General features: G+C 72.2%; 22 protein-coding genes. 4 read left to right on the top strand and 18 right to left on the bottom strand.

Going from position 1 to position 26,447, the window contains the following annotated elements; translation table 11 throughout:
- Positions 1 to 23 precede the first annotated feature (23 nt).
- Positions 24 to 950: a PfkB family carbohydrate kinase gene (locus tag ABD073_RS05955; protein WP_343873014.1), complete on the top strand. Its 927-nt coding sequence runs from the start codon at positions 24 to 26 to the stop codon at positions 948 to 950.
- A 7-nt stretch (positions 951 to 957) separates the two neighbouring features.
- Here ABD073_RS05955 and ABD073_RS05950 read toward each other — a convergent pair whose 3' ends face one another.
- Positions 958 to 2,616, bottom strand: a complete 1,659-nt coding sequence (locus ABD073_RS05950) for an alpha/beta hydrolase (RefSeq protein ID WP_343873013.1) — start codon at positions 2,614 to 2,616, stop codon at positions 958 to 960.
- Entirely contained in the window at positions 2,613 to 3,524 is a 912-nt protein-coding gene (locus ABD073_RS05945; protein ID WP_343873012.1) for a PSP1 domain-containing protein, read from the bottom strand. Before ABD073_RS05945 ends, ABD073_RS05950 begins: the two co-directional genes overlap by 4 nt.
- Positions 3,525 to 3,587: 63 nt before the next feature.
- Between ABD073_RS05945 and ABD073_RS05940 the strand changes: the two genes are divergently transcribed.
- Entirely contained in the window at positions 3,588 to 4,451 is an 864-nt protein-coding gene (locus ABD073_RS05940) for an SDR family oxidoreductase (protein WP_343873011.1), read from the top strand.
- 67 nt (positions 4,452 to 4,518) lie between these two features.
- On the opposite strand, the gene ABD073_RS05935 is transcribed toward ABD073_RS05940, so the two are convergent.
- From ABD073_RS05935 to ABD073_RS05905, 7 genes are all read right to left on the bottom strand, one after another.
- Positions 4,519 to 5,175 carry a DoxX family protein gene (locus ABD073_RS05935; protein WP_343873010.1) on the bottom strand — a complete coding sequence of 219 codons (657 nt, stop codon included), beginning with the start codon at positions 5,173 to 5,175 and terminating at the stop codon, positions 4,519 to 4,521.
- A 134-nt stretch (positions 5,176 to 5,309) separates the two neighbouring features.
- Complete coding sequence (locus tag ABD073_RS05930) at positions 5,310 to 6,059, bottom strand: VOC family protein (protein ID WP_343873009.1); 750 nt, start codon at positions 6,057 to 6,059, stop codon at positions 5,310 to 5,312.
- Between the two features lie 139 nt (positions 6,060 to 6,198).
- Entirely contained in the window at positions 6,199 to 7,425 is a 1,227-nt protein-coding gene (locus ABD073_RS05925; RefSeq protein ID WP_343873008.1) for a DNA polymerase III subunit delta', read from the bottom strand.
- Positions 7,422 to 8,099 (bottom strand): dTMP kinase, encoded by a 678-nt coding sequence (gene tmk, locus ABD073_RS05920; protein WP_343873007.1) that lies wholly within the window; start codon positions 8,097 to 8,099, stop codon positions 7,422 to 7,424. Before tmk ends, ABD073_RS05925 begins: the two co-directional genes overlap by 4 nt.
- Entirely contained in the window at positions 8,096 to 9,475 is a 1,380-nt protein-coding gene (locus tag ABD073_RS05915) for a hypothetical protein (protein ID WP_343873006.1), read from the bottom strand. Before ABD073_RS05915 ends, tmk begins: the two co-directional genes overlap by 4 nt.
- An 11-nt stretch (positions 9,476 to 9,486) precedes the next feature.
- On the bottom strand, positions 9,487 to 12,330 hold the full coding sequence (gene topA / locus ABD073_RS05910; RefSeq protein ID WP_343873005.1) for a type I DNA topoisomerase: 2,844 nt from the start codon (positions 12,328 to 12,330) through the stop codon (positions 9,487 to 9,489).
- A gap of 136 nt (positions 12,331 to 12,466) precedes the next feature.
- On the bottom strand, positions 12,467 to 13,972 hold the full coding sequence (locus ABD073_RS05905) for a DUF7059 domain-containing protein (RefSeq protein ID WP_386751349.1): 1,506 nt from the start codon (positions 13,970 to 13,972) through the stop codon (positions 12,467 to 12,469).
- A 97-nt stretch (positions 13,973 to 14,069) separates the two neighbouring features.
- On the opposite strand from ABD073_RS05905, the gene ABD073_RS05900 reads away from it, so the two are divergent.
- Together ABD073_RS05900 and ABD073_RS05895 are read left to right on the top strand one after the other, a co-directional pair.
- A complete protein-coding gene (locus ABD073_RS05900) occupies positions 14,070 to 15,746 on the top strand; it encodes a S8 family peptidase (RefSeq protein ID WP_343873003.1) in 1,677 nt (558 codons plus the stop codon).
- 162 nt (positions 15,747 to 15,908) lie between these two features.
- Positions 15,909 to 18,167, top strand: a complete 2,259-nt coding sequence (locus ABD073_RS05895) for a DEAD/DEAH box helicase (protein WP_343873150.1) — start codon at positions 15,909 to 15,911, stop codon at positions 18,165 to 18,167.
- A gap of 154 nt (positions 18,168 to 18,321) precedes the next feature.
- Here the strand turns inward: ABD073_RS05895 and ABD073_RS05890 are convergent, their stop codons facing one another.
- The 9 genes from ABD073_RS05890 to ssd all read right to left on the bottom strand — a co-directional run bounded on the left by ABD073_RS05890 (position 18,322) and on the right by ssd (position 26,419).
- On the bottom strand, positions 18,322 to 19,491 hold the full coding sequence (locus ABD073_RS05890; RefSeq protein ID WP_343873002.1) for an AAA family ATPase: 1,170 nt from the start codon (positions 19,489 to 19,491) through the stop codon (positions 18,322 to 18,324).
- Between the two features lie 125 nt (positions 19,492 to 19,616).
- Positions 19,617 to 20,453, bottom strand: coding sequence for a YceI family protein (locus tag ABD073_RS05885; protein WP_343873001.1), 837 nt, complete (start codon positions 20,451 to 20,453; stop codon positions 19,617 to 19,619).
- An 85-nt stretch (positions 20,454 to 20,538) separates the two neighbouring features.
- The gene (locus tag ABD073_RS05880; RefSeq protein ID WP_343873000.1) at positions 20,539 to 20,922 is read right to left on the bottom strand and encodes an Rv3654c family TadE-like protein; all 384 of its coding nucleotides are present in this window, start codon (positions 20,920 to 20,922) and stop codon (positions 20,539 to 20,541) included.
- A gap of 212 nt (positions 20,923 to 21,134) precedes the next feature.
- Positions 21,135 to 21,452 carry a TadE family type IV pilus minor pilin gene (locus ABD073_RS05875; protein WP_343873148.1) on the bottom strand — a complete coding sequence of 106 codons (318 nt, stop codon included), beginning with the start codon at positions 21,450 to 21,452 and terminating at the stop codon, positions 21,135 to 21,137.
- A gap of 173 nt (positions 21,453 to 21,625) precedes the next feature.
- Positions 21,626 to 21,877 (bottom strand): DUF4244 domain-containing protein, encoded by a 252-nt coding sequence (locus tag ABD073_RS05870; protein ID WP_343872999.1) that lies wholly within the window; start codon positions 21,875 to 21,877, stop codon positions 21,626 to 21,628.
- An 835-nt stretch (positions 21,878 to 22,712) separates the two neighbouring features.
- A complete protein-coding gene (locus ABD073_RS05865) occupies positions 22,713 to 23,444 on the bottom strand; it encodes a type II secretion system F family protein (protein WP_343872997.1) in 732 nt (243 codons plus the stop codon).
- 1 nt (position 23,445) lies between these two features.
- The gene (locus ABD073_RS05860; protein WP_343872996.1) at positions 23,446 to 24,231 is read right to left on the bottom strand and encodes a type II secretion system F family protein; all 786 of its coding nucleotides are present in this window, start codon (positions 24,229 to 24,231) and stop codon (positions 23,446 to 23,448) included.
- Complete coding sequence (locus ABD073_RS05855; protein ID WP_343872995.1) at positions 24,228 to 25,373, bottom strand: TadA family conjugal transfer-associated ATPase; 1,146 nt, start codon at positions 25,371 to 25,373, stop codon at positions 24,228 to 24,230. Before ABD073_RS05855 ends, ABD073_RS05860 begins: the two co-directional genes overlap by 4 nt.
- Entirely contained in the window at positions 25,373 to 26,419 is a 1,047-nt protein-coding gene (gene ssd / locus ABD073_RS05850) for a septum site-determining protein Ssd (protein WP_343872994.1), read from the bottom strand. Before ssd ends, ABD073_RS05855 begins: the two co-directional genes overlap by 1 nt.
- Positions 26,420 to 26,447 lie beyond the last annotated feature (28 nt).

Raw genomic sequence — 26,447 nt, 5'->3', positions numbered from 1 at the left:
GCACCCATAGCGAAGGAGCACCGATGGCGCGCGTCATCCACACCGGACAGGCCCTGGTGGACGAGGTGGTCGAGATCCCCGCCCTGCCCTGGCGAGGCGACAACTCCATGGCCACCAGCCACAACCGCTATGCCGGCGGCGCCACCAACATCCTGGTGGCCAGCGCCCGCACCGGCGCCACCTCGGTGCACGCCGGCGCCCATGGCACCGGCCCCAACGGAGACCTGGTGCGCGAGGTGATGGCCGCCGAGGGCATCACGCTGTCCGCCCCGCCCGTCGAGCAGACCGACACCGGCATATGCTTCGTGATGATCGAGCCCTCCGCGGAGCGCACCTTCGTCACCACCCAGGGCGCCGAGCGGATGATCAGCGTCGACTCGCTGGCCACCTGCCACCCCGAGCCGGGCGACCTGGTCAACGTCACCGGCTACAGCCTGGCGCTGCCCGCCACCCGCGAGCCGCTGCTGGAATGGCTGGAGACCCTGCCGCAGGGCGTGCACGTCGTGCTGGACCCGGGCGCCGCCTTTAGCGCGCTGCCCGCCCCGATCCGGCACCGCATGCTGGAGCGCACCACCGTGTGGACCTCCAATGCCGACGAGGCGCACCAGCTCACCATGAAGCGCGACATGGCCGAGGCCGCCGAGGCCTGCGCCGCCTTCCTGCCCACCGACGCCGTCTCCATCGTGCGCGACGGCTCCGAGGGCTGCGCCGTCCACCTGGCCGGCGCCACCACCCGGGTGCCCGGCTACCCGCAGAAGCCGGTGGACACCAATGGCGCTGGCGACTGCCACACCGGCGTGCTGGCGGCCGAGTACACCCTGAACCCCGACTGGGTGGAGGCCGCCCGACGCGCCAATGCCGCCGCCTCGATCAAGATCACCCGACGCGGGCCCGCCACGGCGCCCACCCGCGACGAGGTGGACGCCTTCCTGGCCGGCTGGAAGGGCTGAGCGCGGCTCAGCAGACCGTCTTGTCCTTGGGCACGGTGCCCTTGTTCACGTAGGCGGTCACCGCATTCTTGGCGCAGTCATTGCCCAGGTCCCAGACCGAGTGGCCGGCGCCCTTCCAGGTGAGGAGGACGGCGGAGTCGAGCTTGTCGGCCATCAGCTGCGCATTGCGGTACGGGGTGGCCGGGTCGCCGGTGGCGCCCAGCACCAGGATCGGCGCGGCCCCCTTGCCGGTGATGTCGATCTGCGGCGCCGGGCGCGCGGTCCAGAAGGTGCAGGCCAGGTTCGGGCCGAAGTAGGGCGCCAGGATCGGGGCCTTCTTGGTGTCGGCGGCCAGCTCGGTGCGGGCACCGGCCTCGCCCGGATCGGCCGAGTCGGCGCAGGCGATGCCCGGGAAGGCGTAGGCCATCGGGCCGTAGCTGCCGTCGCTGTTGCGCCCGTTCATGGCGTCGGCGGTGTAGACCAGCCCCGCGGGGATGCCCTTCTGCACCGCCAGCAGCGCCTGGGTGAGCGGCTCGTAGCCCTGCGCGCCCCAGTAGAGGTAGGTGACCATGCCGGTGACGCCCAGCGACTGGGTGAGCTCGCGCTTGCCGTGCTTGAGCGGCTTGGCGTCGAGCTGGCCGAGCAGCCCGGTGACCGACGTGATCACCGCGGCCTGGTCATCACCCAGGCCGCACGTGGTCTGGGCGCACCAGGTGGCGTAGTTCTTCAGCGCCAGGTCGAAGCCCATGGCCTGGATCACCGAGTCGTCCTCGGTGATGTTCACGGCGCTGTCCAGCACCAGGCGGCCGGTGCGCTGCGGGTACATCTCGGCGTACATGGCGCCGATGAAGGTGCCATAGCTGATGCCCAGGTAGTCCAACTTCTTGTCGCCCACCAGCTCGCGCAGGTAGTCCAGGTCACGCACGTTGTCGATGGTGGAGATGTGGTCCAGCAGGGCGCCGGAGGCCTTGCGGCACTGGGCGGCGAAGTCCTTGTTGGCCTTGACCAGCGCCTCCCACTCGGCCTTGTCGTCGGGCGAGTTGTCGGTGGCCAGGTAGGCGTCGGTCTCGGCGGGGGTACCGCACTGCACCGGCGTCGACTCGCCGCTGCCGCGGGGGTCCCAGCCCAGCACGTCGTGGTCCTCGAAGTTGTTGTTGGCGAAGGTGTCCACCATCTCGGTGCCCGAGCCGCCGGGGCCACCGGGGTTGATGAACAGGGTGGCGGCGGCCTTGCCGCTGGTGGCGGGCTTGCGCTTCAGGCTCAGCGTGATGGCGGGGCCGTCCGGGTGGTCCCAGTCGAGCGGCACCAGCACCTTGGCGCACTGGGCGGCGTCGCAGTTCTTCCAGTCGATCTTCTGGTCCAGGTAGCGCTGGCGTCCCTGACCGGGCGGCGGGGCGGCGAAGCCCTCGGGCTGCGCCTCGGACGCGACGGTGGTGCGGTCCGGCGAGGTCCAGCGCTGGATGGTCTTGTGGGCCGCGGGATCGAAGCCGGCGACGTCCTGGGCGGTGGTGCGCACCTCGGCACCCGTCTCGTGCGGGATGGTGCCGCTGGGGCTCGACGAGCCGCTGGCCGCCGGGCTGGAGGCGCTCTCCTGGCCGCTGGGCCGCGTCGGGGTGCAGCCGGACAGGGCCAGCGCCCCCGCGGCCAGGACGGCGGCCGCACGGCCGCTCCAGGTGGTGCTCGTCATCGGTTCTCCCTCGCCTCGTCGTCGTCCAGAGTGCCATCGGCGCCACGCTCGCGGCCGGCAGCCGAGCGGCGCAGCTTGGAGTGTCGCTCCTTGCGCCGCCGAGAAGTGACGCAGACCTCGGTCAGCGGGCAGCGCGCCACCTCGCCCTGCGGGTTGCGCACCGTCACGCTCTGCCCGGGCACCTGGTGGCCCACCACGACGGCCTCGCCGATCGGGCTGTCCACCTTCTCGCCCACCGCCGGCGCGGTGCGGGCGAAGTCCGCATACAGCGGGTGCTCGTACTTCAGGCAGCACATCAGCTTGCCGCACTGACCCTGGATGGCCATCGGGTTGGGCGGCAGGTTCTGCACCTTGACCAGGCGCTGGGTGACCGGCTCGAAGTCGGTCAGGAAGGTGGCGCAGCACAGGTCGCGGCCGCAGGAGCCGATCCCGCCGGTGAGCCGCGCCGCGTCGCGGGCAGCCACCTGCCGCAGGTCCACCCGGGCATGCAGGGCGCGGGCCAGGTCGCCGATCAGGGCGCGGAAGTCCACCCGGCCGGGGGCGGTGAAGTAGATGGCCACCATGAGGTCGAAGTCGGTGCCGCGGTCGATCCAGTCGACGCCCACCACCTTCATCGGCAGCTCATGGCGCGCCACCAGCTCCCGGGCGACGGCCTGGGCCTCGGCTCGGCGGGCACGGTTCTCGGCATCGCGCTGCAGGTCTGCGGCACTGGCGCGACCCTGGCAGACCGGCAGGTCGACCAGGTTCTCGGCGTCCACCTCTTCGGGCGCCCAGACCACCTGGCAGACCTCCGGACCCGCCTCGGTGGGGAACAGGACGTGGTCGCCGACGCGCCACTGGCCGGCACCGGGATCCAGGTAGTGCAGCTGCCCGTACTGCTCGAAGCTCACTGCCATCACTTGCGCCATGCGCCCCAGACTACGGCCACCAGGGTGTTGTCCTGTCCCCGCAGGAGTCGGCAGGATGACCTGATGACCAAGCGCGCGAAGCTCAGCAGGATTCCCACGCAGACCCAGCAGTGGCCCGGCACCACCGCCGACCTCCAGCCGCAGCCCGACCACGGCGAGTCCACCTGGACGCCCCGCGGCCGGCTCGACGGCAAGCGGGTACTGATCACCGGCGGCGACTCCGGCATCGGCCGAGCGGTGGCCACCATCAGCGCCCTGGAGGGTGCCGTGGTGACCATCACCTGCCTGCCCGAGGAGGCCGGGGACGCCAAGGCCACGAAGAAGGCCATCAAGCAGGCCGGTGGCACCTGCCATGTCATCAAGGCTGACCTGCGCACCGCCAAGGCCAACCAGCGCGTGGTGGACCGCGCCGTGGAGAAGATGGGCGGCCTCGACGTGCTGGTGGCCAATGCCGCCTTCCAGATGACCCACACCCAGCTGGCCGACTTCCCCGACGGACAGATCGAGCGCACCTATTCCACCAACGTCTTCAGCCCCTTCTGGCTGGTCAAGGCCGCCGAGAAGCACCTGGCGCCCGGCGACTCGGTGATCTTCACCACCTCGGTGCAGGCCTACTCCCCCAGCGAGCCGCTGCTGGACTATGCCTCCACGAAGGCGGCGCTGACCAACCTGGCCGTGAACCTGGCCGCCGAGCTGGGCCCCAAGGGCATCCGCGTCAACGCCGTGGCGCCCGGCCCGATCTGGACCCCGCTGATCCCGGCCACCATGCAGCCCGAGAAGATCAGCGGCTTCGGCTCCGACACCCCGCTGGGGCGCGCCGGGCACCCCGTCGAGGTGGCCGCCGCCTACGTCTTCCTGGCCAGCGAGGAGGCCAGCTACATCTCCGGCACCGTGCTGGGCGTCACCGGCGGCAAGCCGGTCTTCTGATCCCTCCCTCACCACGACGAAGGCCCCGCAACCATGTGGTTGCGGGGCCTTCGCGGTGTTCAGGGGTTCAGCGCTCCAGCTTGGCCTTCTTGCGGCTGGTGCGCACCGAGCCGTCGATGCTCCAGCGGCCGGCACCCAGGAAGAACAGGGCGAGGCCGACGGCGGCCAGCAGCAGCTCCAGCTCGCCGGTGAAGCCGGGCTGGCCCGACTGGAAGGGGTTCTGCTTGCCCCACTTCACCAGCGCCAGGGCGCCGATGGCGATGATCGCGGTGCCCAGGCCCGCCAGGCGGGTCAGCACACCGAAGACCAGCGCGACGGCAGCCAGCACCTCGCCGATGCCGGTGGCCCAGGCCAGGTAGTTGGCATAGGGCAGGCCCAGCGAGCTGAAGAAGGAGGTGGTGGCACCCATGTCGGTGAGCTTCTGGAAGCCGTGGATGCCCATGATGGCGCCGGTCACCAGGCGCAGCAGGAACAGGCCCAGCGAGCCGGGGAACTTGTCGGTGGTGGGCTTGACGTAGCTGGGAGCCACCGGATCGGGGGCGTCGCTGCGCTGCACCCGGCCCAGGGCCCGGTCACGGTCGGCGCGCTCCTGGGCGCGACGCGCGGCGGCGTCGTCGGCCTCGGCCTGGGCGGCGGCCTGCTGGGCGGCGCGCACGTCGTCGCTGGCCATCACCTGGGTGGCCTCGGTGGAGCCCTTGGGTTCGCGGTAGTAGTTGTCGGTCATGTCGGTTCCTTCTGGTCCGGGGAAGAGCGCCGAAGGACGCACGGATACACCTTCATTCTCCCATCGGGCCACAGGATCACCGGTGGCGACGCGCCCGGGCCTCACCCGGGCCGTCGCTCCGCTGGGGGCGAACGTCAGCCACGCTCGCCGGGGTGGAACAGGCCCAGGGCGGCGCCACCCGGGGTCCGCAGGTCCGCGAACCGGCCGTACTGGAAGTCGACAGGACCGGCCACCAGCTCCGCACCCAGGCCACGGGCGGTCTCCACCGCGGCGTCCAGGTCGTCCACCCAGTAGTAGGCCATCCAGCCCGGTTCGGCGTCGGTGATGCCGACCTCCTCACCGAGCAGGTAGCGCTGCCCGCTCACCTCACGGTCCTCCAGCTCCAGGCCGAAGAGCTCGCCGTAGAAGCTGCCGAGCCGGTCCAGATCCTTGCCGCGCACCTCGAACCAGGTGGGCAGGCCGTGGTCGTTGACGGCGCTGAAGCCACCCAGGCTGCCGGCCTGCCACAGGCCGAAGCGGTTGCCCAGCGGATCGGTGGCCACGGCCATCCGGCCCAGCTCGGCGACGTCGTGGGGTCCGAACTCCACCTGGCCACCCAGTTCGTCGATCCGGGCGCAGCTGGCCTCGACGTCGTCGGTGGCCAGGTACACGATCGTCTCGTCGCCCTCGTGCTGCTGGCCTTCGGCGGGCATCGCGGGGGCGATCGCGCCGGCGGCCATCTGCTGGCTCATCGCCACCCGGTAGCCGCCCAGCTCCTCGTTGCCGTCGTCCACCTGCCAGCCCAGCACCTGCTCGAGGAAGCTCGCGGCGGCCTCGGGATCGGCGCTGGTGATGTCGGCCCAGGTGGGGGTGCCGGGCTGTTGCTCGTGGTCTCGCTGGTCCATGACTGCTCCTGTGGTCGTCGGTGACAAGGGGTGGTGCCTGGTCCTGCTGGTACGGGGTCCTGCTGGTGCGTCGGTACTGCGGTGCCCGGGGGCGGATGGATCGGGTGGTGCTGCGGTCGGTCGGTACGTGCGGGAGGTCTCAGTGCTTGTCGGCCAGGTTGAGCAGCAGCGCCTCCATGGCCAGCAGCGGCGCCACATTGGTCTCCAGGGCCTCGCGGCAGGCGATGATCGCGTCGATCCGGCGCAGCGTCTGCTCCGGCGTGGAGCTGCGCGCCACCTGCTGCAACTGGGTGCGGATCTCGCCGTTGATCAGGTGAGGCCCGCTGGGCTCGACCCCGGTGTGCAGCATCTGCGGCGAGACCGGCGGCGCCACGGCCCCGGTCTGCAGGGCCAGCACGTCGCGGTAGAAGGTGGTCAGCTCGGTCAGCACCCGGTCGAGGGCGTCGCGCTGCAGCCGCTTGGCGCGGGCCTTCTGCTGGTCCTCCAGCTCCTTGAGCGCGGCCTGCGCATTGCGCGGCCGGGCGCCCTTGGTACCGAAGCCCAGCGCCTCCTCCAGCTTGGCGCGCTCCTCGGCGTCGGTGGCGGCGGTGGACCGGGCGGCCTCGTCGGCGGCGGCCTTGACCAGGTTGTCGGCCGCGGTGAGGCAGGCTCCGACGCTGGCCAGCCGCCCGGGGATGGTGAGCACCTCGTGGCGACGGTTGCGGGCCTCCTCGTTGCGGGCCAGCACCCGCGCCCGGCCGATGTGGCCCTGCGCGGCGCGCGCCGAGTGTGCCGCCAGCGTCGGATCGATGCCGTCGCGCCAGACCAGCAGCTGGGCCACTGCCTCGTCGCTCGGCGTGGCCAGCGAGAGCTTGCGGCAGCGCGAGCGGATGGTGACCACCACGTCGTCGGCGGTGGGTGCGCACAGGATCCACACCGTCTTGGGGGCTGGCTCCTCGATGGCCTTCAGCAGGGCGTCCGCGCCGCGGTCGGTGACCCGGTCCGCGTCCTCCACGACGATCACCTGGTGGCGTCCCGTGGTGGGGCTCATGGCGGCGCGACGCACCAGGTCACGCACCTCGTCGACGCCGATGCTGAGCATCTCGGTGCGCACCAGCGTCACATCGGGATGGGCCCCCGACACGGTGGTGCGGCACTCGTTGCACTCGCCGCAGCCGCCCCGGGGGCACTGCAGCGCGGCGGCAAAGGCGCGCGCCGCATTGGAGCGTCCGGAGCCGGGCGGGCCGGTGACCAGCCAGGCATGGCTCATGGCGTGCGCCTCACCACTGACGGCGCGGCGCAGGGTCTGGACGGCACGGTCCTGGCCCACCAGCTCCGCCCAGACGCCGGCTGCTGGCGCGGGGCGGGTCTCCTGGGGGCTGCTCATGGCTCCAGCGTGCCAGAGGGCTCCGACATTTCCGTCGCGTCTCCACCCGCACGCTGTTCCAGCAGCTGGGAGACCCGCTCGCGCACCCGTCGCGCGATGGAGTCCACGGAGTCACGTGCCGGCAGCACCAGGTAGTGCTCGGGATCGGCCGCGGCCAGCGCCAGGAAGCCCTCGCGGACCCGTCGGTGGAAGTCCTCCCCGGCGGCCTCGATGCGGTCCTTGGCGGCGATCCGGTTCACCGCCTGGCGCGGGTCCACGTCGAGCAGCACGGTCAGGTGGGGGCGCAGGCTCTGGGTGGCCCAACGGGCGATGGTCTCCACGTCGTCCGGGGGCAGGTTCCGCCCGGCTGCCTGGTAGGCGATGGTGGAGTCGACATAGCGGTCGCTGACCACCACCTCGCCGCGGGCCAGCGCCGGGCGCACCACCTCCACGACGTGCTGGGCCTTGTCGGCGATGTAGAGCAGGCACTCCGCGCGCGCCGAGATGTCTCCGGACTCGGGGTCGAGCACCAGCGTGCGGATGTGCTGGCCCAGCCAGGAGTCGCCCGGTTCGTGGGTGAGCCGGTGCGGCAGCTGCTCGGCGGCCAGCCAACGCGCCAGCTGGCGCACCTGGGTGGACTTGCCGGCCGAGTCGCCGCCCTCGAAGACCACGAAGAGCCCTGCCGATTCGGTCATGACTTGGCCTTTCGTGCCTTGCGGATCCGCTTCTCCAGGTCGGGCCACTGTTCCAGGAAGTGGCGCCGGGCCGCGGTGATCTCCTGGCGACGACGCTCGAAGTGGCGGCCCTCCTGGAAGGCGCTCACCGGGTCCCAGTCCAGGTCGATGTGCGGTTCGTGCAGGGTGGGCGGCATCTGCGCGGCCCGCAGCAGGGCCAGCGCCTCCTCCAGGGTCGCTTCCAGCCGCTTGGCGCCCTTGCCGAAGAGCAGGCGCAGGGTGCGCGCCAGGGCGTGCATCTGGCTGGCCGACATCAGCGTGGCGGCCCACCGGTCGTCGGCGGCGGCCAGGTTCAGCCCGTGGGCCCGGTCGAACAGGATCGTGGCGCCCCGGGTGGCCTGCTGCAGCAGCGCCTCCTGGGCGTGCTGCTGGCTCTGGTCGCCCAGCCGGGGGGCGCGGATGGCCACCACCAGCATGTCCAGCACGGTGAAGTACTCGTCGCCCAGCTGCGCGATGCCGCGCGAGGCCAGAGTGCCCAGCACGGCCTCGATGCCGGCCTCCATCTGCTCGCGCCAGTGCGGCTCCAGGGCGAAGGACAGGCTGCGCACCTCACGACGCAGGTCGGCCAGCTCGGCCCGCAGCAGATCCATGTCGTCGCTGCCGCCGCTGCGCAGCTGCAGGTCTGCGCGCATGATGCCGTCCAGCCGCTTGCTGAACAGCCAGCTGACGAAACCCTCCAGGCTGGCGTCGCGGTCGCGCGGACGGGGCCCGCGGAAGTCGGTCAGGCCGGTGGCGGGGGCGCCGATCCGCTCGGCGAGCGACGGGAAGTCCTCGACGGGGGTGCCGCCGGCGGCGAGCATGGCGTCGACGATGTGGTCCCGCTGGGCGCGGGTCATGGCCTGCTCCGGCCTGATGGTCACCTCGCGGTAGCGGGCGGTGGTGACCCCGCCGCGCCGGATGGTGAGCTTGTCGTCGCGCACGGTGGCCAGCTGTTCGTCCGGCTCGGCGAGCAGCTGCCATTCCCGACGCTGGCAGCCCACTGCGGCGACCGGGCCGAGCGGGGCATGGCGCCGGAAGGGCCTGACCAGCGCCGCGAACTCCTGTGGCAGGTCGCCGGCCGCGCCCAGCTTCTCGGTGCGACGGGTGGGCAGCCACGGTCCCCAGCCGGGGGCGTCGAGATACCACTCGCCCAGGCCGTCGATCACTCGGTGGGCGAGCACGATCCCGGCACGCAGCAGCCGGTGGTCCGGACTGTCCAGCAGGGTGATGTCCATGGCGAAGGAGTTCTTGCGGCCCTTCAGCTGGGCCCGGGCGATCCCCAGCTCGGGTGTGACCAGGCTGGGGTCGCCCATCGTGAAGGGCATCTCGAAGCGCAGCGTGCGCTGCTTCTTGGCCACGGCAGCGTGCCTCAGTCCGCTGTGCCGGTGCCGGTGGAGGGACTGGCGGCCTTCTTCGCGGTGGTCTTCTTCGCGGTGGTCTTCTTCGCCGCCGTCGTGCTGCCCGCTGTCCTGGTGGCGGTGGCCTTCTTGGCGGTGGCCTTCTTCGCCGTGGTCTTCTTGGCGGCCGTCTTCTTGCGGGTGGTCTTCTTCGCCGGGCCCTTGGCGCGCTTCTCGGCCAGCAGCTCCGCCGCGCGCTCCAGGGTGATCTCCTCCACCGAGTCGTCGCGGCGCAGGGTGGCGTTGTACTCGCCGTCGGTGACATAGGCGCCGAAGCGGCCGTCCTTCACCACGACGGGCTTGCCGGTGGCCGGGTCCTCGCCCAGCTCCTTGAGCGGCGCGGCGGCCGCGGCACGTCCGCGCTGCTTGGGCTGGGCGTAGATGGCCTTGGCCTCGTCCAGGGTGATGTCGAAGATCTGCTCCTCGCTGGTCAGCGAGCGCGAGTCGGTGCCCTTCTTGAGGTAGGGCCCGTAGCGGCCGTTCTGGGCGGTGATCTCCACGCCGTCCTCGTCGGTGCCCACCACGCGCGGCAGGCCCATCAGGCGCAGCGCGTCGTCCAGGGTGACGGTGTCCAGGCTCATCGACTTGAACAGGCTGCCGGTGCGCGGCTTGACGGCATTCTTGCCCTTGGTGGGCACGTCCTCGCCCAGCACCTCGGTGACATAGGGCCCGAAGCGGCCGTTCTTGGCGACGATGAGGGTGTGCGTCTCCAGGTCGGTGCCCAGCTCGCGCTCCTCGCCCATCGGGTTGGCCAGCAGCTGGCGGGCGTGCTCGGCGGTCAGCTCGTCGGGCGGCAGCTCGTCGTCGACGTTGGCGCGGTTGCCCTCGGTGTCCTCGACGTAGGTGCCGTAGCGGCCGACGCGCACGTTGATGCCGTCGTCGATGTCACCCACCGGGAAGGTGGACAGCTCGCGGGCGTCGATCTCGCCCAGGTTGTTCACCAGCTGGTAGAGCCCCTCGCGGGCGTCCGGCTCCAGGTCCTCGCCGTCGGCCGCCTCGCGGGAGGCCTCGCCGGAGCCGTAGTAGAAGTCGTTGAGCACCGTGAGGCGCTTCATGTTGCCCTTGGCCACCTCGTCGAGGTCACCCTCCATGGCGGCGGTGAACTGGTAGTCCACCAGCTTGGGGAAGTGCTCCTCCAGCAGCCGGGTCACGGCGAAGGCCAGCCAGGTGGGGACCAGCGCCGAGCCCTTCTTGAAGACGTAGTCACGCGCGGTGATGGTGCGCAGGATGGCGGCATAGGTGGAGGGCCGCCCGATCTCCAGCTCCTCGAGCTTGGCCACCAGGGTGGGCTCGGTGTAGCGCGACGGCGGGCGGGTCTCGTGGCCGGCCGGGTTCAGCTTCGCGGCCTGCAGGGCGGCGCCCTGGGCCAGGCGCGGCAGCTTGGCCTGCTGGTCATCGGCACCCTGCTCGTCGTCGCTGCCCTCCACGTAGGCCTTCATGAAGCCGGGGAAGGTGATGGTGCGGCCCGAAGCCACGAAGCCGGCGGTGGAGACCTGCTGCAGACCGCTGCCACCGCTGACGGCGAGCGCCTGGGCGGGCTTCGCGTCGATCTTGACCGTCAGGCTCTCGCCCTTGGCGTCGTTCATCTGGGAGGCGATGGTGCGCATCCAGATCAGCTCGTAGAGGCGGAACTCGTCGCCGCGCAGGCCGGTCTGCGCCGGGGTGCGGAAGGACTCGCCCGCCGGACGGATGGCCTCGTGCGCCTCCTGCGCGTTCTTGACCTTGGAGGTGTAGATGCGCGGCTTGTCGGGCACGTACTGCTTGCCGAAGAGCTGCTCGGCCTGGGAGCGCGCGGCGCTGATGGCCTGGCTGGACAGCTGCACCGAGTCGGTACGCATGTAGGTGATGAAGCCGCCCTCGTAGAGCCGCTGGGCCACGCTCATGGCGCGCTGGGCGCTCATCCCGAGCTTGCGGCCGGCCTCCTGCTGCATGGTGGTGGTGCGGAAGGGGGCGTAGGGCTTGCGGGTGTAGGGGCGGGCCTCCACCGAGGTGACGGTGAAGGCGGCCTCGGCCAGGCCCTTCGCAATGGCGGTGGCGGCACTCTCGTCCAGTGCCACGGCACCCGAGGTGACCAGCTGGCCGGTGGCGTCGAAGTCCCGGCCGGTGGCCACGCGGGCCCCGTCGAGGGTGGTCAGGCGGGCCGGGAACTGGCGCGGGTCGGCCTCGGCGCCGGCGTCGAGGATGGCCTCGAGGTCCCAGTAGGAGGCGGTGCGGAAGGCGATCCGCTCGCGCTCGCGGTCCACCACCAGGCGGGTGGCGACGGACTGCACGCGGCCGGCCGACAGCCGCGGCATCACCTTCTTCCACAGCACCGGGCTGACCTCGTAGCCGTAGAGACGGTCCAGGATGCGTCGCGCCTCCTGGGCGTCCACCAGGTCCAGGTCCAGGTCACGGGTGTTCTCCAACGCCTCGGTGAGGGCCTGCTGGGTGATCTCGATGAAGACCATCCGCTTGACCGGCACCTTCGGCTTCAGCTCCTGCATCAGGTGCCAGGCGATCGCCTCGCCCTCGCGGTCACCATCGGTGGCCAGCAGCAGCTCGTCAGCGCTCTTCAGCTCGTCCTTGAGCTTCTTGATCACCGACTTCTTGTCGCTCTGCACCACGTAGAGCGGCTCGAAGTCGTTCTCCACGTTGATGCCGGTGCGCGCCCACTTCTCACCCTTGTACTTGGCGGGCACCTCCGCCGATCCCGTCGGCAGGTCACGGACGTGGCCCACGGAGGAGTCCACGACGTAGCCGTCGCCGAGGTAGCTCTTGATCTTGGCCACCTTGTTCGGTGACTCGACGATCACGAGCCGGCGGGGAGTGGATGCCATGTGTCTGCCTCGAAACTTCTGCGTACTTGGGGGGAGCGGTTGATCATGCCACGCGTGGCGAACGGTTCCAACCGCCTGTCGTGGGTCATGCTAGCCGCTGACCGCCGGCTGCCTCCCGGCGAGGCAGCCGCTGGGATCAGGCTCCCAGCAGCATCCCGTCGCGCAGCGCCTGGCGCACCTGCGGCAGCACCTGCTGGCGCAGGGAATCCTCGTCCACCTCGAGCAGCTGGGCCAGCGCCGCGGTGATCTGGCCGAGCTGCAGGTCACCGTCGCAGGCGCCCAGCACGCCGGCCAGCACCGTGTCCGCCTCCACCGCCCGACGCAGTCCCGCCTGGCTGCGCAGCACGATGTGGCGCGGGTCGGCGGCGCCCGGCTCCCCGATGGTCTCCTGGTCGACGTGCTCGGCCAGCCGCCAGCGGCGTGCCAGCAGTTGCTCATCGCCCAGCAAGGCATTGGTCACGCAGTCCTGGTGCTCGGCGATGGCCTCGCCCACCGGCTGGGCGATGGCGTGCGGCCAGCTCTCCACCTGCACGTCGGGCACCTCACGACCGGCTGCGGTGAGCGTGAACCAGCCCATCCCGACGCCGACGATGCCCAGGCCTCGGAAGTAGTCGATCCAGGCGCGGTAGCGCGGCATCCACTCCGGGCTGCCCGCCAGGCCCGCGTCGGTGAGCCAGACCTCGATGTAGTTGTAGATGTCGAGCCGTTCGCGCTCCACCACCCACAGGTCGCAGCCGGTCCCCTGCGCCCAGCCGACCAGCCGCTCCTGCCAGGGCTCGCCCTCGAGGATGGCCCAGTTGCCCAGCACCTGCAGCGATCCGCCCGGGTTGAGGTGGGCCGGCGCGCCCTTCACGACCGCCTCCACCAGCCCGTCGCCACCGAAGCTGCCCTCCCGGTAGACCAGCCGCTCCCCCTCGCTGGTGGGCGGGCTCATCACATAGGGCGGGTTGGTGACCACCAGGTCGAAACGCTCGCCGGCCACCGGCTCGTAGAGGCTGCCGTCGCGGATGTCCACGTCCACCTGGTTCAGGGCGGCGGTCAGCCGGGAGAGCTCCAGCGCACGGGGGTTGATGTCGGTGGCCACCACCCGCTGCGCATGCCGGGCCAGGTGCAGGCTCTGCACCCCGCACCCGGTTCCAAGATCAAGAGCGCTGCCCACCGGGGTGCGCATGGTCATCTGGGCCAGCGAGGTGGACGCCGGGGAGACGCCCAGCACGTAGTCGGGGCGGGTCCGGGCGGTCATCTGGTCCAGCCCGGGCGTGAGGTCGCTGACGATCCAGCCGGAGGCGCCGTCATCGGCAGACCCGTAGGGGCGCAGGTCCACCAGGGCACGTACCTGGTCACCCTCGAGCGCCACCATGCCGGCGGCTGCAAGATCGTCCAGCGGCAGCGCGGCCTCGGCGGCCCGACGGGAGACCGGCTGCTGCAGCGGCCACAGGCTGATCATGGTGGCCTGCGCGTCCTCGGCGCCCGCCAGGGCCTCGGTCGCCGGCACCGTGGAATTGCGGCCCAAGCCTTCCTGGCCGGGCTCCCCGATCCGGTCGATGACCTCGTCGATCGTGTATCCGGCGGCCTCCAGGTGGCCGCGCAGCGTGGTGACCTGATCGGGATTCAGCATGGCCCCAGCCTTGCCGCGGGCCATGCTGTGCGCAAGCTGGCAGACGATTCAGTCAGTTGAACAGAAAATCGTAGGATCCTGGGGCCGCAGGCCCATTCCTGCGCACAGGGGGAATCGGAACATGCACATCAGGACCACGCTCACCGTCGTCGCCGTGGCCGGCACCGTCGCCGCGATCGGGCTCGCGACACCCGCCCAGGCGCAGGGCCTGGGCCCCCAGGACTGGGGTCTCGACCGGATCGACGCACGCAGCGGGTTGGACGGCAGCTTCACCTCCACGCTCACCGGCCAGGGCGTGACCATCTACGTGGTGGGCAGCGGCGTGATGGCCGAGCATGCCGACCTCAGGGGCCGGGTGCGGGCCGGCATGACCGCCATGGACGACGGCAATGGCACCGGTGACTGCGCCGACCACGACACCCACGTCGCCGGCATCGCCGCGGGCACGGGGCATGGCGTGGCGAAGGGCGCCACCGTCGTCCCGGTGCGGGTGCTGGGCTGCGACTTCTCCGGTGGCGATGCGCAGCTGGTGAAGGGGCTGCGCTGGATGATCGCCGACCACCAGGCCGGTACCCCGGCGGTGGCCAACCTGTCGATCGCCTACCCGGTGTCGACGGCCACCCAGCTCTCGGCCGTGGAGGACGCCGTCGACGATGCCATCGCCGACGGGATCACCGTCGTGGTCTCGGCCGGCAACGAGAGCATGTCGGCCGGCGAGGAGTACCCCGGACGGCTGCCCAATGTCATCACCGTCGCCTCCTCCACCGTCAGCGAGACCATGGCCTGGGACTCCAGCTATGGCAGCGGCGTCGACCTGGTGGCACCCGGCTACAACATCCTGTCGGCCACCAATGACGGCAGCTTCGGTGTGAAGTCGGGCACCTCGATGGCGGCACCCTTCGTCTCCGGCGCTGCGGCGCTGGCGCTGCAGGCCCACCCCGGCTGGAGCCCCGTGCAGGTGCAGTCCTTCCTGGTGCAGCAGGCCACCGTCGGCGCCATCCGGGGCATCAGCCACGACACCCCCAACCGGCTGCTGTACACCGGTTGGAGCCGGGAGACCACCGGAACGGTCCCCACCACGGTCGCCCCGGCGCCCGCTCCCACGACCGCGACTCCTGCACCGACCACGACGGCTCCTGCACCCAGCACGACGGCTCCCGCCCCCACCACGGCGGCCCCGAAACCCACCACCGCGGCCCCGGCCCCAGCGCCCACCAGCAGTGCGCCCGGCAGCTTCCGGATGGCCTGGATGCCCCAGGTCAAGGGGACTCCTCGGGTGGGCAGCGCCGTGGCCAGCGACCGTGGCGGCTGGGTCCCGGGGGCCAGCTCCACCGCCATGCGCTGGTACCGCCTCGTGGGCACCCGCCGCACCCTGGTGGGCAGCTCGGCCGGCTACACCGCCCAACCCGCGGATCTCGGGGCGCGCCTGCAGCTGTGCGTCACCGGATCCCGCGCGGGCTTCGCCAGCCGCACCTCCTGCTCTGTCGCCAGCGCCGTCGTCGCCCCCGGGAACCTCAGCCTGTCCGCCACGCCCACCATCGGCGGGAGGCCGGTCGTGGGCAACCTGGTCAACGCCGTCCCCCGTATCTGGGGGCCGGCGCCGGTCACCCTGCGCTACCAGTGGTACCGGGTGAACTCGCGCGGCACCGCCACCGCCATCAGCGGCGCCACCGGCGCCCGCTACCGCTCCACCACCGCGGACCTGGGCCACCGGATGCGGGTGCGGGTGACCGGCAGCAGGCCCGGCTACACCACGCGCGTGGCATGGAGCGTGCTGAGCGTGCCGATCCACCGCTGAGCACTGCGCCGTCACGGACGGGCGCCGGGGGTTCCCGGCGCCCGTTCCCGCTCACGGGCCGGCGACTCACGGGCCGGCGACGGCATCCTGCCGCCGCAGCGCTCACCAGGACTGTCGGTGCCGCGTGGCATCCTGAACGGCGTGGCGATTCCGGACTGGCTGATGGGCGACGAGGTGGTGCACGTGCACCATCGCGAGGCCAGCGCCGGCCGGACCAGCAACTGGCCCGCCTGGCTGCCTTCCCCCGTGCTGGAATCGGTCAGCGCCCAGGGCATCACCCGGCCCTGGCGCCACCAGACGGAGCTGGCCGAGCTGGCCTTCGCCGGCCGGCATGCCGCCATCTGCACCTCCACCGCCTCGGGCAAGACCCTGGCCTACCTGCTGCCGGTGATGGCGGCCACCGCCGTCGATCCGGGCGTGCTGGGCGTCGAGGTGGACTCGGTGCGATCCCGCCTGGTGACCCGCAAGCACACCGCGCTCTACCTGGCGCCCACCAAGGCCCTGGCCCACGACCAGCTGCGCAGCGCCACCGAGCTGGGCCCCGAGGGCTGGAAGGTCACCTGTCTGGACGGCGACTCGGACGTGCAGGAGCGCCGCTTCGCTCGGGAGTTCGCCAGCTATGTACTCACCAATCCGGACATGCTGCACCGCTCGGTGCTGCCCAACCACGCCCGCTGGGCAGGCTTCCTGGGCAGCCTGCGCTACGTGGTGATCGACGAGTCGCACCGTTACCGCGGCGTCTTCGGCGCCCACGTGGCCCAGGTGATCCGCCGGCTGCGACGGTTGTGCGCACAGTACGGCGCCAACCCCACCTTCATCCTGGCCAGCGCCACCGCCACCAATGCCGCCGAGGCCGGCGGCCGACTGATCGGGGAGCCCGAGGTGGCGGTGGTGAGCGAGGACAGTTCCCCGCACGCCGCCCGCGACGTGCTGCTCTGGCAGCCCGGCGACGCCGCCCACACCGATGCCGCCCGGGTGATGGCCAACCTGGTGGACGAGGGCAAGCAGGTGATCACCTTCGTGGCCAGCCGCACCCTGGCCGAGCTGATCGCGGTCCGCGCCCAGGACCAGGTGACCGGCGGCGCCCAGGTGGCCTCCTACCGCTCCGGCTACCTGGCCAGCGACCGGCGCGGCATCGAGCACGCCCTGCAGGCCGGAACCCTGCACGGGGTGGCGGCCACCAACGCCCTGGAGCTGGGCATCGACGTGGCCGGGATGGACGCGGTGGTGATCTGCGGCTTCCCCGGCACGCTGGCGGCCCTGTGGCAGCAGGCCGGCCGGGCAGGCCGTGGCGAGCGCGACGCCCTGGTGGTGCTGATGGCCCGCGAGGACCCGCTGGACGTCTACCTGTTCAGCCATCCCGAGCTGCTCTTCGAGGCTCCGGTGGAGAGCACTGTGCTGCACCCCGAGAACCCGTGGATCATGGGTCCGCATCTGGCCGCGGCCGCCCAGGAGGCGGCACTGGTATCCGCCGACGAGCGCTGGTTCGGACCGTCGATGGCCGGCGTCGCGGACCGCCTGGCGGCTCAGGGGCTGCTGCGACGTCGCGCCACCGGCTGGTACTGGACCCGGCCGGAGCGCGCCGTCGACTCCATCGACCTGCGCTCGCTGGGAGGGCGGCCACTCGACATCGTCGACGTCACCACCGGCCGGGTGGTGGGCCAGATCGAGCGCGGCGCGGCCGACCGCACGGTGCACCCCGGCGCCGTCTACCTGCACCAGGGCGAGCAGTGGCTGGTGGACGACTACCTGCCCGAGGAGCTGCAGGCCCTGGTGCGCCCGGAGCGGCCCGGCTACTTCACCCAGCCGAAGAGCCTGTCCGAGGTGCGGATCCTGTCCATCTCCGACCAGCGCGACTTCGGCCGTGGCGGCACCGTCTCACGCGGTGACGTGGAGATCACCGAGCAGGTGGTGGGCTTCCTGCGGCGCGACGAGCTGACCGGCGAGGTCTGGGACACCACCCCGTTGGAGATGGACGAGCACGTGCTGCGCACCCGGGCCATGTGGTGGGAGGTGCCCGACGACCTGGTGGCCGAGCTGGGCCTCAATGCCGTGCAGCTGGCCGGCGCCGCGCACGCGGCGGAGCACTGCGCGATCGGCCTGCTGCCGATGTTCGCGCCGTGCGATCGCTGGGACATCGGCGGCGTCTCGACGATCCTGCACCCCGACACCGGGCGCTGCACCATCGTGGTGCACGACGGCCACCCCGGCGGCGCCGGCTTCGCCGACCGTGGCTTCGAGCGGGCCGAGGAGTGGGCTCTGGCCACCCTGGAGCGGCTGGAGCAGTGCGAATGCGAGGCGGGCTGCCCCCGCTGCGTGGTCAGCCCCAAGTGCGGCAATGCCAACCAGGTGCTGGACAAGGAGTCCGCCCGACGCCTGCTCTCCGGCCTGCTGGGGCTGGACGCCTTCTCGGCCGGCTGAGGCGTGGGAACGCCTGCCGGACTCGACGGACGGCATCCCAGAGCGCGCCAGTCGGTCCGGATCTGCGGCCGCGTGACCCGGCCTGGGCCCCCGAGGTGATCTGCCGTCGGGGCCGGCGAGCGCGGTGTGGACCAGGTGCGCGGCCGACCGGGCCTCAGCGATGTCCCCAGTTCCAGGCCGGCTGGTCCAGCAGGCCCTCCCGTCCCGCGACCACGGTCTCACCGGTGTCCTTGACCAGCTCGACGTGCACCAGGCCCTCGCCGATCCCCGCGCGCATCCGGTCGGCCAGCACCGGCGAGTGGGAGACCACCACCACCTGGGTGCGGCGGGAGGCGGCGACGACCAGGTCTGCCAGCGCGGGCAGCACGTCGGGGTGCAGGCTGGTCTCGGGCTCGTTGAGCACCAGCAGGCCCGGCGGGCGGGGGCTGAGCAGGGCGGCGGCCAGCAGCAGGAAGCGCAGCGTGCCGTCGGACAGCTCCTCGCCGGACAACGGGCGCAGCAGGCCGTGCTGGTGGAAGGCCAGCTCAAGGCGTCGGCCCTGGTCGAACAGGCGCAGCTCACCGCCGGGGAAGGCGGAGGCGATGGCCTGGTGCAGCGGCTCGGCAAAGGCGGACTCCATCACGGTGCCCAGGGCCGGCAGCAGGTCCGCTCCGTCGCCAGCCATCACCGGGGTCCAGGTGGTCACCTGGGGCTGGCGGGCGGGCGCCGTCGCGTCGGTTCGGAAGGAGTCGTAGAAGCGCCAGGAGCGCACCTCCTGCCGCATCCCGAGCAGCTCGGGATAGGCGGTGGGATCGGCCAGCTCGCCCAGCATGCTGAGCCGGCTGGGCAGGTCCTCCACGACGCGCCGCCAGCCGTCGTCGTTCACGTCCACCTGGGCGTTCTTGCGGCGCACCAGCAGGCTGGCCGGGCGCATCAGCGGGACGGCGAAGACCAGCTCGCGCTTGATCTCCGGATCGTGGTCGAACAGGCTCGCGCGCGGGGTGGGCAGGCCCACGTCGATCATGTAGCCGAGCTCCTCGGTGGCGAAACCGAGCTGCAGCGAGACCGGCTTCACCCGCCGCGCCTTGCCCTGCACCGGCACCTCACCGATGCGCATCTGGTGGCTGATCTGCTCCGGGCCGGCCCACAGCACGCTCTGCAGACCACCCTGCCGTGCCAGTGAGGCGATCATGCTGCCCTGGGCGGTGTCGGCCAGCAAGGAGAGCGCCCGGTACAGGCTCGACTTGCCTGAACCGTTCGCGCCGGTGACCAGGGTGACCTGGCCCAGCTCCAGCACGAGGGAGCGCAGGCTGCGGAAGCCCTCCACGGCGACAGTGGTGATCATGCGGGAAGCCTAGGCAGCGCCACCGACAGAATCTGCCGCGACCACCTGCCCCCGGCGCTGGCGGACGCCAGGACACGATCGTGCAGGATCGCCGCGAGCTGGCCGACGCGGTCAGGTGGTCGGGCTCAGCGACGCTGCAGCAGTCGGCGCCACCCGGCGCGAGAGGCCTGGGGCCGGTCGACCTCGGTGATCGGCTGCTGCAGCTCCACCTCGTCGGTGTCCTCGACCGCGCGTCGACGCGCCGCCCGCTGCACCCCCAAGGCCTGCTCGTCGAGCACCTGGCTGTCTTCGGGGTCGTCGGCCAGGGCGCGACGCGGACGGGTCAGCTCGCGCACATAGGCCTCATTGAGCTCCTCGTCGCCGAAGTCGGGCAGGGCGGGCGGCATGTACTCGAAGTCCCCCTCGGGCACCTCGACGAGCTGCTTGACCGCGGAGGCCTCGATCTCGATCTTGATCTCGTCGCTGACCAGCCAGCCGCCGGTCTCGAGCGCGGCATTCCAGGTGAGGCCGAAGTCCTTGCGGCTGATCTGGGTGGTGGTCTCGAAGCCGATCCGCTCGTTGCCGAAGGGGTCTCGGGCGCCGCCGGTGTAGCTGAACTCCAGGCTGAGCGGACGGGTGACGTCCTTGACCGTGAGGTCGCCGTCCACCCGGACCCGCTGCTCGTCGAGGATCTCGAAGTGCGTACCCACATAGGTGATGGTGGGGAAGGTCTCCACGTCGAAGAAGTCGGCGCTGCGCAGGTGGGCGTCGCGATCCGCCACGAAGGTGTTGATGCTGGCCGTGGACAGCGTGACCATCAGCGCCGAGTACTCCTGGTTGGTGGCGTCGATGATGGCGTAGCCATGGAAGGAGTCGAAGGTGCCGCGCACCTTGGTCAGCCCGGCATGACGCACGGTGAAGCCGACGGCGCTGTGAGCGGCGTCAAGATGGTACGTACCGTCGATCTCGTCGATCCGCTGCATATTTCCCCCGAACTTTCAGCGTGGCTCTATGCGACCACCGGCTGATCGGTTGCGTCAAACGGATCCGAGGAGTGGGACCGATGATTCAGCCGGTCCGCAGCGAGCCGGCCACCGCCCGGGCCTCGACCGTGCGGGCTGCACCTCCCCAGGCCGGCTTGAGCTGGGCGCGCACCTGCACCCTGACCAGGAAGCTGTCGGGGTGTCCCTCCAGGCGGCAGGATCCCACCGTCACCTGGTTGCGGGCGCCAGCCGCACGCGCGGCCGGGCAGGGGTCCTGCCCGGCGGTGTAGGCCTGGGCCCCGGCCAGGGCGGCCAGGTCCGCCGCCGAGCGCGCCTGCCGCAGGCAGCCGATCCATCCGACCAGCCAGACCGCGACCAGCAGCGCGGCACAGGTGGTGAGCACCACCATGAGCGCGAGGACCGTGCCGGCACCTCGTTCGTCGCGCCGCCAGTGTCCTGCAGACCGCACCCGCTCTCGGCCGCGTCCTCGCCGGGCCCCGACGCACGGGTTCTGCTTCCACCGCACCGCGAACCCCTGCCGCCGCACCGCGTCACCCTGCCGCCGGGGCGTGGAGCCCTGCCGCCGGGGCGTGGAACCGTGCGACACGATCTGCGGCGCGCGGCCCGTGACACCGCCGGTCCGCAAGGCGCCTGCGCACATCGCCTCCGTCTGGGCACCCATCACTGCTCCCCCGGTTCCAGGTCAGCCACGGCCGCCCCACGCAGGTGCACGGGACCGACAGCTCCCAAGGAGGAGTCGACATCCACCTGCACCCGGACGGTGCCGTCGGCCCGGGTGATGTCGACCCTGGCGCCCTGGGGAGCACGGCCCCGCGCTCGGTCGGCGGCGCCCTGGTCCCCTCGTGCCAGCTGGCGCGCCACCTGGCCGGCCACCTCCTCGCAACGGGTCTGCAGGACCACCAGGGAGACGGTCCAACAGGCGAAGACCGCAGCCAGGGCAGCGGCCAGCAGACCGACTGCCAGCTCGGCGGTGACCATGCCGCGATCGCGATGCATGGCGGCTCCTCTCGGTTGGGGAATGACGGTGCTGCCTGACCAGCGGTCAGGAGGGTGAGGCACGAGATGGGGGCCCGACCCCGGCGCTGTGACGCCGGCATTGGAGGGGCGACGCGGGCACCGGCGGGGTGACGCCGATGCCCGCGACCACGGGGTCAGATGTTCTTGCCCATGGTGCCGATCAGGGCGGTGACCTGCTTCAGCAGGACGGTGAAGACCTCGTTGTCGTTGAAGACCTTCAGCAGGACCAGGGCGAAGGCGATGGCGGCCAGGATGCCCACGGCGTACTCGGCGGTGACCATCCCGCGCTGGCCCCAGCGCCGCAGGGTGGCGACGGCGGGACGCGGGGCCGGACGGGGCGACTGCAGGGGCAGGGCGACCTCGGTGGTCGTGTGGGTGACGGACATGGTGGTTTCCTCTCGTGAGCGACCCGGTCCGCACCGGGTTCACCGTGGAGCATGGACGCCGAGGCCTTCCCGGAGTCACGGCCGACGAGGGCTGTGGACAAGGACGAGGCTGCGGCTGACCTGTGGACAGAAGATGTCCTGCCTTGTCAGCCGGTATCCGGTGGAGCCGCATCGTCGCAACGAGGGCCAAGAGAAGGGGCTGGGTGTTGTCCGCGCCGGATGCACTGCAGGACTGGCTGTTGCCACGCCTGGCGCCGGGCTGGCTGTCGTCCGGGCCTGGCGCGGCGCTGCCTCGCGGACGACGCCCACGGCGGGATGGCCCGACGGTCCTGGTGCGCTGATCGCCGCCGGCTGCCCCGGTGACTCCCAACGCCCGGCGCGCCCTGCTGATCCTCACCGTCGGTCGTGGGCGACCATCAGGACCGCACACGGCGCAGGGTGGCGATGACGGGCGGATGGGATGTCGGCCCAGCTGATCGGGCGCCTTCTGGACGCGACCATCCTGCCTGGACGCGACCAACCAGCCTGGGCGCGATCCGGGGTTGACGGCTCGTGCGAGCAGGCCGGCGCAGCCGTGGACCGAGGCCGACTGCCGGAGCACCCGGCGCAGCCGTGGACCGAGGCCGACTACCGGAGCACCGGGCGGACCCTCGGCTGAACGACCGGACCAGCGGGTCAGGGCGGCCTCCGCGGCTGGGCGTGGCCGGAAGGGACCCGGGGGCAGCAGCCCCCACCGTCCATGCCCAGCGGGCGTCCCCGCGGCGGACGGTCACCTCGTCGTCTCGGCGGGCACTCCCCGTGTCGCCGCGGCCCGCTCGTCCTTGCCGTGCGGACGTCAGCGATTGAGGTAGTCGCCCACCAACCCGGCGACGATGGGCACCACGCCCACCAGCACGAAGGCGGGCAGGAAGCAGGCCATCAGGGGCAGGACGGACCGCACCCCCACGGCGCGTGCCTGGCGGGTGAGATCGTCCTCACGGCGTCGACGGATGTCGATGGCGTGCTGACGCAGCAGCTGGGCAGCAGCCGCCCCGGTGTCCGCGCTGCGGGCCAGGTCCTGCGCCACCGGTGCCCAGGTCGGGTCGTCGAGCAGCACGGCCCAGGCCTCCACATCGCTGAAGCCGACCCCGATGCGGGCGGTGACGGCCCGCAGGTCCGCTTGTGCCGACGGGGGCGCCAGCGCCGCCACAGTGGTCACGGCGCCCCGCAACGGCGCGCCCGCCTCCAGGGCGGCGGCCATCAGCTCCAGCGCCTCGGGCACCTGCTGCACCAGCTCGCCGCGGCGATGTCGGGAAGCGGAGGGTTCCAGGAGGCCCAAGCCCACCGCGGCCATGACGCCGGCCGCCAGGGCCACCGGCGCCAGCTCGGGGCGGGCGCCGAGCACCAACCAGCCCCCTCCGGCGGCCGGGAGCGAGACCATCAACCTGCGCGGGAGAGCCGGGGCACCTGGTCGTGGCCGCAGCACGGTCGGCAGTTCTGGAGCCTGCCGCCGGGTGCTCCAGCGCGGCACGGGCGACACCCACAACCAAGTGGCCAGGGCGACGAGCAGGGCGGCCAGGACGATCATCTCAGGCCTCCTGAGCCGCGTCGGCCATGTGCTCGATCCACAGCGTCCCTGCCGCTGCCAGCACTGCCCCGGCCACGAGGCAGGCCTGGCCCAGCAGGCTTCCGGTGAGGAAGTCCAAGGGGTCACCGCCGGCGAAACGGCCCATCAGGATGCCCATCAGCGGCAGCACGAGCAGCAGACGCGCGGTGGTCCGCGGCCCGGAGAGCTCCGCCTGCACCTGGTGCCGCGAGGCGTCCTCACGACGCACCTGCAGGCTCACCTGCTCGGCCAAGGAGGCCATCGGTGCGCCGCTGCGCTCGGCCAGCCGCCAGGCCCGTGACAAGGAACCGAGGCCCTCCCAGCCGGGCTGGGTTCCTGCCTCGTCCAGGGCGCGCGCCACGTCGCCGCCGATCGCCTGGGTGGCTGCCGCGCGCTCCAGGCGTGGGCACTGCTTCGCCGCCTGGGTCAGGGCAGCACCGGGCAGCGCACCGATCCGCAACTGCCCGGCCACCACCTGGGTGGCCTGGCAGACCTGCTGGCGGGCCCGCCTGCGGGTCGCCTCACGCCGGGAGCGCAGCGCCAGCCGGGCGCCGGTGCCGACGACCACCACACCCAGCAAGGCCCACAACAGTCCCGAGGGCCCGGCCAGCAGCAGGCCAATCAGGCATGCTGCACCACCGGCCAGCACGGCGGGCAGCTGCGCACCGGTGCGGCGCCCGGTGCTGGCACGCGTCGCCACGACCCGGGGCGTCGGGCCGACCAGCAACCAGACGGACAGACCTGCCCACAGGGCTGCAAGCACCGTCATGGGACCAGCCCCATCAGCTCGTCCCATGCCTGGCCGGGATGACCCTGACCGCTGCGGTCCACCCGCATCGCCTCCACCACCTCGATGCTGCGATCCGGGCGGCGGTGCACCAGGCCCACCTGGTCCAGCCGTCGCCGACCGTCAGGGTCCCGTCGCACGTGCACCACGACCTTGAGGGCCGAGGCCACCTGCGCGTGGCAGGCCTCTCGTGACATGCCGCCCAAGGCCGCCAGCGCCTCCAGCCTGGCGGGCACGTCGGTGGCGGAGTTGGCGTGGACGGTGCCGCAGCCGCCCTCGTGGCCGGTGTTGAGCGCGGTCAGCAGGTCGCACAGCTCGGCGCCGCGCACCTCCCCCAGCACCAGCCGGTCGGGTCGCATCCGCAGTGCCTGGCGCACCAGGTGGGTGAGGTCAACCGCACCCACCCCCTCGGCATTGGCCTGCCGCGCCTCGAGCCGGACCACGTGGGGATGCTGCGGGGACAGCTCGCGCGAGTCCTCCACCACCACGATCCGCTCCGACGCCGGCACCAGGCCCAGCAGGGTGGCGAGCAGGGTGGTCTTGCCCGAACCTGTTCCTCCGGAGACGAGGAAGGCCACCCGCCGTTCCACCAGGGCTCGCAGCAGGTCCGCGCTGCGGCGGTCCATCGAGCCGCCCTCCACCCACCGCTCCAGCCCCAGCGCCTGGCGCCCCGGGATGCGCAGCGAGATGCAGGTGCCGGGATCTGCCAGGCCGGCCAGCACGGCGTGGACGCGGGTTCCGTCGGCGAGCCGGGCGTCCACGCAGGGACTGGCCTCGTCCAGGCGGCGCCCCGCCTGCGCGGCCAGCCGCACCGCGAGGCGACGCACCTCCTCCTCGTCGGCGAAGTACTCCTCCGGGCAGCGTTCCAGACCCTCACCGCGATCGACGTAGACCTGCTCCGCTCCGTTGACCAGCACATCGGTGACCCCCGGCAGGCCGAGCAGCGGTTCCAGCGGACCGGCGCCGACGCTGGTGCGTCGCAGCTGCTCCATGGTCCGCAGCACCAGGGCATCGGAGACCACCAGCCCCACCGAGCGCAAGGCGTCGGCGACATCGGCCGGGCGCCACGACCGGCCCAGGCCTGCCAGTCGGATCCGCACCAGCTCCAGGTCCTCCTCGCGCATCACGCCACCACCGCATCCAGCAGCCGGGCCACCTGACCGGCGTAGCCGCGACGCCCACGCGCAACCGGCACCCCGCTCTCGGCCGCCCGGGTGACGGCCCGGTCATCGCCGACATGGCCCAGCACCGGGCAGCCGAGCGCCTCCCCCACGGCCTGGGGCGGTAGTCGTCGAGCGGCCCCGGTACGCACCACGAGCTCCAGATCGTGCAGGCCGAAGGCGCGTGCCCGGGCCCGGGCGGCCACCACGCCGCGCACGTCGGCCCCGCAGAGCAGCAGCTGCCGCTGCCCCGGCCAGGCCTCCAGCAGGCTGTCCGGCCCCGCGCCGCCGTCGAGGACCACCAGGTCATGGGTCCGCGCCAAGGACCCCACCACGGCACGCACCGCCTCCGCGCCCGGTGGCTGCTCGCTGTCCTGGTCCGGACCGGGGCGCGCGTGGGAGACGATGTCCACCCCGGAGACATTGGGCAGGTTGCCCGCCAGGGCGTCCAGATGGCCGGCCGCGGCCCGTAGTTCCGGCCAGCGCCAGCCCGGCGCGGTCTCGGCACCCAGCACCAGGTCGAGCCCACCTCCGGTGGGATCCAGCTCCACCACCGCGGCGCGCAGCCCGCGCCGCTCGGCCTGCTGGGCCAGCGCGCAGCACAGCGTGCTGACGCCGAGCCCTCCCGAGCCGCCCACCAGGCGCAGCACCACCGCCCCACCCGACCCGAGCTGCTGGTCCAGCACCTGGGTGAGCAGGGCACTCTGTTCGGGCAGCACCAGGACCGAGGCCTGCAATGGCGCCGACCAGGCGGCCACGCTGTCCAGGTCCGGCCCGATCAGGTGCACGCCGGCTCGTTGTTCCAAGGCGATCCCGGCCACCATCGGGGCGAGCTCGCAGCCCACCAGGACCACCGGCGCCGAGCGCCACAACGCCCTCACCCGGGCCATGTCACGCACCACGACGGGCTCCACCCCGGCGGCAGCTGCTGCTGCCAGGGCGGTCTCGACCAGGCGGGCGTCCCGGGAGACCAGCAGCGGCGCGGGCGGGGACCAGGCATCGGCATTCATGCCCGGGAGCATGGACGCCCGGCCGGAG

It is taken from the genome of Luteococcus peritonei (genome assembly GCF_039526385.1).
Lineage (GTDB): Bacteria > Actinomycetota > Actinomycetes > Propionibacteriales > Propionibacteriaceae > Luteococcus > Luteococcus peritonei.
Note: the sequence above shows the minus strand (reverse complement) of the source record. Positions and strands in the feature narration are given on the sequence as shown.